The following is a 6,520-nucleotide window of genomic DNA, read 5'->3' as shown; positions in this document are numbered from 1 at the left end:
CAAGAAACTGGGAACTGATCCGCTTGTTTGGTCTTATCAGAGCTAGGCTGACAAAAAATGCGAACTCTTCGTCCCAAGTCACACATCTTGGAATGCCGACTGTGCCGTTCTTCGACAGCAGCAGGTCACCTTTTTGAGCCTTTCTCCGACGTGTAATTGACCGATACGCCTCTGGGCTTATCCGCCGGACGCGATCCCAATCAATTTCTCTGCCGCCTGTGATGTCCGTTACACGAAGAAACGGAATGCCTTCGTCGGTATACTCAGGGGTCTCGTGAACGCCGTCATAAAGAAGCTTCAAGCAATATCGTAGACGTGTTGCCTGCCAGTGTGACGGGATCAACCCCAGCGCCTCATAACCACTTGGTTTGACTTCATAACCGAGGCCCTGACCACGTAAGAGGTTGGAGAGCTTGGTTCTGGTGCGCTCCCCCAACAGCTCCACCAGCCGCTGCTTCTTCTCGATCAACTGGTCGACCCGGGCGGTTTCCCGGTCGAGGAATGCCGCGATGGCCTTCTGGGTGGGGAGGTCGGGGAGGATGACCGGGATCGATTTCCAGTCGTCCGACTTGATCTGGAACGAGTTGGGCCTGATGCCGTACAAGTAACGCAAGTAGATCTTCAGGTAGAACTGCGAGCGCAAAAGATGATGGACAAACCGTCCATCCAGCTGCTTTGACGGTTGATAGACCGCATACGCTGGACTGACGTGTCCGAGATGGTCTGAAATCCCGAGCCCCAAGTGGTTGAGCCACATGGTATTGACGGCTAGCTGGCCCGGCCGAACAACGCGGTAGTTCTCAAGCTCTTGGTCGCTCCTGCGATGTTCCTCATGCTCGTACTCACGCGGCACGACGCCACGATATTCAGATACCGAGAGCATGTCCCCGATAGGGGTTGCACCGTTTCGCTCCTTGCTCTCGCTGAACAGGAAACGAAACCGCTCAACCCTCCAGCCATCAGGTAAGGGCGGAAGCTCATTTTCAATGAGTAGCCGGTTCTCAGCTGCTGATCTCACGCCGCGACCTCCTTAAGAAGCCCGGCGATCTCCGACTCCAGCGCCTTCAATTCCGCGTCGATCTCCTCAAGCGGACGCGGCGGGACGTACTGGTAGAAGTATCGGTTGAAGTTGATCTCATAGCCGACACGGCCAACCTCGCCGTCCTTGGGGTCGCGCACGGTCGTATCCACCCACGCGTCCGGCACGAAAGGCGTGACCTCTTCCGCGACATAGGCTTCCCAGTCGACACCCAGCGGAACTAGTTCAGTGTCCCTCAGATCCGTGTCAGGCTCAGGGTTGCCCTTGGGGTCGAGACAGACAGCGGCCTCCTCGTCACGCTCTGACACGGCGTTCATGACGGCCTTCTTGATGGGAGCAGCCAGTTTCACGTCAGCGGCCTTCAGGGCCTGTTTGAGCGCCTTCTCGAAGGCTTTGCGGTCCTTCCACAGGGTGTCCGCCATGCTGCCCAGAGCGGCCTTGATGGCGGCCTGTTCGCTGTCTTCAAGGCGATTGAAAGGTTTCTCCAGGTCGAGCCGCGCGATGCGCTCCTCGCTGGCCTGGAAGTTGAGCTTCAACGGGCGTTCGACCCGGATCTCACGATACCCAAACGCTTCTGTGTCAAAGACCTTGGAGACCCCAGGGCCCGCTTTGTCAAAAGCCGAGTAGAGCTCAAGGATAGCCTCTCGCGCTTCGTCAGGGATTTCCCGTCGCTTGGACCCGAGGCTCTTGCGCATGGGCTTCCAGAAGCGTTCGCCAGAGGCGTCAATCAGCTGGACCTTGCCGCGCCGCTGGGCCGCTTTCCGGTTGGACAGGAGCCACACATAGGTCTGGATTCCGGTGTTGTAAAAGAGGTCCGTGGGCAGGGCGATGATGGCCTCTACCCAGTCATTTTCGAGCATCCAGCGACGGATCTCGCTCTCTCCAGACCCAGCGCCACCCGTGAACAGGGGAGACCCGTTCATGACGATGCCGATGCGAGAGCCGGCCTCATCCTCGCGCATTTTCGAGATCATGTGCTGAAGAAAGAGAAGCTGGCCATCTGAGACACGCGGCGTGCCCGCACCGAAGCGGCCTTCATAGCCGAGGTCTTCGGCTTCCTTGACGATAGGTTCCTTGTACTTCTTCCAGTCCACGCCGTAGGGCGGGTTTGAGATCATGTAATGGAACTTGCGCGTCGGATGGGCGTCCTGGGTCAGGGTGTTGCCATAGGCGATCTGGTCAGGGTCGTGACCTGTTACGAGCATGTCGGAGCGACAAATCGCAAAGGACTCCCCGTTGAGTTCCTGACCGTAGAGTTCGACCTGGATGTTGTCGTTGATGTCCCTGAGGGCTTCTTCGGTCAACGCGAGCATGCCCCCGGTGCCGCAGGCGGGGTCATAGACCTGACGGATCACGCCAGGCTGGTTCAGCTTGTCCTTATCAGGTTCGACAAGTAGGTCAGTAATCAGGCGTATGACCTCGCGGGGGGTGAAGTGTTCCCCTGCGGTTTCGTTGGAAATCTCCGAGAAGCGACGGATCAGTTCCTCAAAGAGGTAACCCATCTCAAGGTTTGAGACCTTGGAGGGGTGAAGGTCGATCTGGGGGTCGGTGAAGCGTTCAAACACCTTCCACAGCAGCCCGGCGTCCTTGAGGCGCTTGAGCTGGTCTGTGATCAGGAACTTCTCAAGGAAGGCGTCCTGCACATCGGGCGAGAAGCCGCTGATGTAGTCGACCAGATTGGCGTGGAGTTGCTCTGCGTCCTGCTGCCTGATCTTAGCGAAGGTGAAGCGCGAGGTGTTGTAGACCTTCACACCGCCCTCGACCGCACCAAGCAGGATCATGCGCCGTGTCTCTTCGTCGATGTCCTCTGGCAGGCCAGCAGCTGCAGCCAGCACGGCTTCCTTGGTCGGCTCAAGGAGGGCGTCCAGGCGACGCATGACAACGAAGGGCAGGACGACCTTGCCATATTCAGATTGCTTGAAGTCGCCCCGGAGAAGCTCAGCAATGGACCAGGCGAAGTTCGCGAGCGATTGCACGTTTGTTGGCGTTGGAGTCATGGACGCAGTTCTTCCCCCTGTGATTGTGTCGAATGATGCCCAATCGAAACTGATTGGCAAGGGAGCTGACGTGCACAAGTCTTTGTTATTCAGGAATGTCCGTATGCCTAAAAGACGAATGCCTCGAGCGTCACCTACTCAGCCATTCAGCCCTGAGAAGTCTGGCAGGGTCTCACAGGCTCGTTCGATGTCTTCACCAAGATGCCTCAGGACACGCCCTCTGGAGCGCGGGTAGACGTCGAGGCGCTCTGTGATCTCCTGAGACAGGCGTGCGCCAGACCTTGTGTGTGCCTGAGGCCAGCCTGTGGACGATCTTGGCGGCTTGAACACGTCGGAACTCAGGACGCGTGTCAGCCTCGTTATCAGTGGCGATGGTCGCTGAGACCGCAAGCCACGCCTCTAGGATGCGCTCAGGGGCGATCAGAGCCTCCCTGAGGCGTGCCCAAGCCTTCCGGCTGCGTTCCTTAGGCGGCATGCCCTTAAGCCTGTAGGCGGGCACCAGAGGACCTGCAGAGTGATAGAGGATGCGGATCCGTTCCTTGGCGATCTTGCAAGCCTCGGTGTCGACATTCGCCTTAAGCCAGGCCTTCGCCTTGGCCCTTCCCGGAGCCAGCTCTTTGGCCGTGTAGGTCTTCCTGAAGGCGCTGCCGTGCGTAGACAGGTGCTCAGCATGACGACGACACAGACGCTGGTCAAAGCCATCCCCTGACGAGGCCCGAGTGGGCTCAGGGCACCCAAGGACGATGCAGCGCTTGGGGTCTGCTGAAAGGGTCTTAAGTCTCCTCTGGACATCTTCCCTTCGAGACTGACGACGAGAGGTCATGAACAGACACCCTTCTTATGACTCCCACTATAGGAGTCCCTTAGGTTGCCTAGAGTTATCACTCCTCAGTTGTCCTTCTTGAGAGGTGGACGGATCAGGAATCTTGAGCCTGATATTCCAAGGTCACCTTAGGTGTCACTCCAGTGACCTTAAGGAATGAGTCCACCATGACCTTCTTGGCCAAGCCTTCATGACCTTTAGCGACCAGGATCGCATCATGGATGGGGAGGGCCGTAATGCCCTCAGACCTCAGTGTCTCAAGAACATCAATAAGGATCTGGCTCTCCAAAAACATGATCCTCATTCCTTCCCCTGTCTCAAAGGAAGAGCTGATACTGGAATGCTTCTTGATCAAGGCTTCTTTGACGTCTCTAAAGGGAGGGTGCTCCCCGCTATCAGGGTCTCTGAAAAGGTCAACAGTGTCTTTAGGCCAGGTCGTAAGTGGCTCTGAGGTATACAGAAGGGCGTTGAGGACCTTCTTCATCCCCTTTCTAGGGTACGCCTTGCCTTCAATCGCGTAGAGGTCGCCTTCAGGCACCTCAAGACCGTTACGTCCATAGAGGATGGTTGTCGCGACCTGTCCATAATCAAGTTCGATGACGGGCTTGTCGTCTATGCGAAGGTGCCTGAAGCGTTCCGCCTTGCGCATGGGTTGCCAGAAGCCGCCATAAAGACGCCCTCCTTGTTCGAGGTCTCCGTTGTTAAACACACGGCGAAGACGTCTGTCCCAGATGTCGGTACCGACAGCCCCTTCGATGCTCAACTCAGCCTTCATCAGAAAGCGGTTGATCTCCTGCATCTGGCGACGCCACGCACAGGTCTGATTGGTCTCTGGGTAGTTCATGAGTTTGCCTCTGGACTCGCTACGGGTGCCCTTAGGTTCTCTCAGCTCAATCAACTCGCCGCCTTCGCCCCTGATGACGTCTTCACGCGTGATGCCGTGCTCTTGGATGCGGTTGATCAAACGCTCGCCCGCTGTGATGGTCGTCACAGGTGCATTGCTGGCAGAGGTCTGGACACCAAGAACTTGGTTCAACCAAGGAATCTCAGGGGCGATCAAGACGTTTAGGAAGTGGCCGAGCTTGGAGCTGTGTATAGGCGTTTTGTAGCGATCCTTCCTAAGCGTCCTGTGAGACCGTGAAACCTTAAGCCCCCCAGGGCGCTGAGACAGGAGATGGACCGTAGCAGCGCAGATCAAGGCCGTGACAGCTTGCTCCATGCTCGCCTGATCAGCAGTCTTACGCTTTCGTTTGCGTAGTCCGTAGACTTTTTCGTACTTCTCAAGCTGGTAGATGGCTTCAGTTATGATCCCCTGCATGGTGTCGGATTGAGGCGTCAGCCATGGGTCAAGGTAGTGGTCACCTTCAGCGCGAAGGACAACGGGTTCAGAGGCTTGTGGGGTCACTAGGAACTCATCTCAGGCAGATCATGACCGCCTCGACATATACCAGCCCATCAGCCCCACAAAGGTCCCCACTGCAGTCCCTTAAGCGTCTGAAGTCGCCACCTGATTGCGCTTGATCCGCTGGACGGATGACCGAGAGATGGACAGGGCCTCTGCGACCTGAAATTCCGTGTGCCCCTCTGAGAGCATCTGAAGGACGGTCTCGCTCTTAGCCAGTGCGGTCGGCTTGCGCCCTTTGTACTTCCCCTCGGCCTTGGCCTTGGCGATCCCCTCGCGTTGACGCTCTAGCATGATCTCGCGTTCAAACTGAGCGACAGACCCGAGCACTCCAAGGATGAGCTTGCCGGTCGGTGAAGCCGTGTCGAGGTTCATCTCAAGGATCTCAAGCGTTGCGCCCTTGGCCTCGATGGTCTCCACGATGTCCATCAGGTCACGGACAGACCGTGCTAGGCGGTCGAGCTTGGTGACAACCAGCGTGTCTCCGTCCCTGAGGTAATCGAGGGCGGCCTTGAGTTGGTCCCGAGTAGCGACAGAGCTCACCTGCTCCGAGAACAAGCGTTCTGCTCCAGCCTTCTTGAGGTCGCGTTCCTGAGCCTCTAGCCCCGCTTCCTGGTCAGCAGTCGAGGTGCGTGCGTATCCGATCTTCATTGGTCACCTATGATCCACAAGAGTCATAAACTCAGTGCATCACTGAGATCCAAAAGTCAAACCCAACGTGTGTGACGCTCTCTGGGAAGCCGCTAGAGGGATTCTTTAGGGCCTGCTTATATGACCTCGCCTTGCGCGACGAATCTGGCTGTATCAGAAACATAAATGAAAATATTCTAGTTAAGATAGGGGGTTAATGATACGTGTTTGTGAAAAAGGAGTAGATGATGGAATGGTTGTTTGCCGCTTTTGGCCTGCTGATATCGGCGTATATCATCTTTATGTGGATAAAATTCACGGCCTTTAAATCAGAGTTAATGAATGAGTTGGGGCGCCATGGTGTTCCTTACGGTGAGGCTGAGAATCTTTATACCCATCTAAGAGACCAAGTTCATAAACTGCGTGGCAATGGACTTACGACTGCTGAAATAGCTGAGAAATTGTCAAATTCTCTCAAACGCGCACGAGCGTCACAATTATTATCTTTAAGCGATGAGCAACAAGATATTGATGCTAACTTAGAAAAAGCTCGCAGTCTTGTTTTATACATTTCAGGTGCACTAGAGCCTCAATTTATTGTGCTGAAGGGTCCGGATGGATCGCTTCCC

Annotated in this window: 6 protein-coding genes and 1 pseudogene; 2 read left to right on the top strand and 5 right to left on the bottom strand. The window is 56.0% G+C overall.

Annotation, left to right across the window (positions count from 1 at the left end; translation table 11 throughout):
- The 3 genes and pseudogenes from K5905_RS24425 to K5905_RS24415 all read right to left on the bottom strand — a co-directional run.
- Window positions 1–1,018, bottom strand: a pseudogene (locus K5905_RS24425) (hypothetical protein); the annotation flags it as partial.
- Window positions 1,015–3,036, bottom strand: coding sequence for a class I SAM-dependent DNA methyltransferase (locus tag K5905_RS24420; protein WP_297588899.1), 2,022 nt, complete (start codon window positions 3,034–3,036; stop codon window positions 1,015–1,017). The pseudogene K5905_RS24425 and the gene K5905_RS24420, both read right to left, overlap by 4 nt.
- 138 nt (window positions 3,037–3,174) lie before the next feature.
- Complete coding sequence (locus tag K5905_RS24415; RefSeq protein WP_297588897.1) at window positions 3,175–3,366, bottom strand: hypothetical protein; 192 nt, start codon at window positions 3,364–3,366, stop codon at window positions 3,175–3,177.
- 184 nt (window positions 3,367–3,550) lie between these two features.
- Here K5905_RS24415 and K5905_RS24410 point away from each other — a divergent pair, with 184 nt between their 5' ends.
- Window positions 3,551–3,745: a hypothetical protein gene (locus K5905_RS24410; protein WP_297588895.1), complete on the top strand. Its 195-nt coding sequence runs from the start codon at window positions 3,551–3,553 to the stop codon at window positions 3,743–3,745.
- Window positions 3,746–3,953: 208 nt separating this feature from the next.
- On the opposite strand, the gene K5905_RS24405 is transcribed toward K5905_RS24410, so the two are convergent.
- Window positions 3,954–5,264 carry a hypothetical protein gene (locus tag K5905_RS24405; RefSeq protein WP_297588893.1) on the bottom strand — a complete coding sequence of 437 codons (1,311 nt, stop codon included), beginning with the start codon at window positions 5,262–5,264 and terminating at the stop codon, window positions 3,954–3,956.
- 81 nt (window positions 5,265–5,345) lie between these two features.
- On the bottom strand, window positions 5,346–5,912 hold the full coding sequence (locus K5905_RS24400; RefSeq protein ID WP_297588892.1) for a recombinase family protein: 567 nt from the start codon (window positions 5,910–5,912) through the stop codon (window positions 5,346–5,348).
- A 227-nt stretch (window positions 5,913–6,139) separates the two neighbouring features.
- On the opposite strand from K5905_RS24400, the gene K5905_RS24395 reads away from it, so the two are divergent.
- Window positions 6,140–6,520: hypothetical protein (locus K5905_RS24395; RefSeq protein ID WP_297588889.1), on the top strand; the 381-nt coding region annotated here is incomplete at its 3' end.

Origin of the sequence: Roseibium sp., assembly GCF_025698965.1 — a bacterium.
Taxonomy (GTDB): domain Bacteria; phylum Pseudomonadota; class Alphaproteobacteria; order Rhizobiales; family Stappiaceae; genus Roseibium.
This window is presented reverse-complemented; position numbering and strand designations above follow the sequence as displayed.